The 1,275-nt window shown below is 51.3% G+C and carries 2 protein-coding genes; both read left to right on the forward strand.

Annotated elements, in window-relative coordinates; genetic code table 11:
• Positions 1-144 precede the first annotated feature (144 nt).
• Complete coding sequence (locus tag E1H13_RS26510) at positions 145-918, forward strand: MinD/ParA family protein (protein ID WP_169617956.1); 774 nt, start codon at positions 145-147, stop codon at positions 916-918.
• 10 nt (positions 919-928) lie between these two features.
• A complete protein-coding gene (locus E1H13_RS26515) occupies positions 929-1,210 on the forward strand; it encodes a hypothetical protein (protein WP_169617957.1) in 282 nt (93 codons plus the stop codon).
• The last annotated feature ends 65 nt before the right edge of the window (positions 1,211-1,275 follow it).

Consider the following 1,275-nt stretch of genomic DNA (forward strand, 5'->3'; position numbering starts at 1 on the left):
CCTTGCCCGTCAGTCACTAAAAGCACAAACCCTCAGTCCCTTTCACTTAGAGGGTTTCCCGGCTTAAATCACACCCCCTATTTTCAGCAGTTGATGGCCGAAGCCGATGATTTAAGAAATTTTGATGATAAGTGGAGTTGATCCATGGCCGAAGTTGTATTAGTCCATTCCTTTCGCGGTGGCACCGGCAAATCTAACACCACCGCCAATTTAGCGATCACGATCGCCCGCACCGGCAAACGGGTGGCGGTGATCGACACCGATATTCAATCCCCTGGTATTCACGTGTTGTTTGGCATGGAACAGGTCGATTCCCAAACCACGCTTAATCAATATTTGTGGGGCAACTGTTCTGTAGAAGAGGTGGCCCATGATGTCAGCCCCGATGAGGTGAAACAGAATAGGGGGCAGGTGTTCTTACTGCCGTCGAGTAGCGATGCGGGTGACATCACCCGGATTTTGCACGAAGGGTATGACGTGCGGCGGCTGAAAAAAGGCTTTGTCAGCCTGATCAAAACTCTCAACCTAGATTATGTCTTTGTGGATAGTCATCCAGGGCTGAACGAAGAAACCCTACTTTGCATTGCTGTGGCTAATACGCTAGTCGTAATTCTGCGCCCCGATCGTCAAGACTTTCAGGGCACTGCCGTGATGGTAGATTTGGCCCGCAAGCTGAAGGTACCCAGAATTTTGATGGTGGTGAATCGGGTGATGCAAAATTCTGACCCCGAGATGGTGCGCCAACAACTTGAAGCCAAATATGAGGTGCCTGTTGTCGGGGTTTTGCCCAACTGCGACGAGATGATGCAGCTCGCCAGTAGCGATTTGTTTTCGCTGCGATATCCGGATCATCCCCTGGCCCAGATTTACCACCAGGTGGCCGACAAGGTCATGACTACCGAAGCCCTTCCGCAATAACGGCTCAGCCATGAAAGCTTCCTCCCGCGAGTCCCAACCACCTCAATTAACCCTGGGTACCCAAGTGCGTCAGGAATTGCAGCCTGCTCGGCTCGTTCCCACGCTGACAGCAGGGTTGATTACGGGGGTTCTGCTGGTGATTTACGCCATTTCAATGGCAGCGTTGATCTTTACTGGCCCTCTCGTCGGATTTATTCCCATTGGCATTGGCTTAACGCTGTTCACGGCGATTGTTATAGCCATCATCGTGGCGTTAACAAACTCGATGCCAGGAATCGTCCTTAACGGGTGACAACGTACCTAGAGAGCTTGCTGCATCAGGGATAGAGCATAGAAACCTCGCTGAAAATAGAGTTG

This window comes from Nodosilinea sp. P-1105 (assembly GCF_012911975.1).
Classification (GTDB): Bacteria; Cyanobacteriota; Cyanobacteriia; order Phormidesmidales; family Phormidesmidaceae; genus Nodosilinea.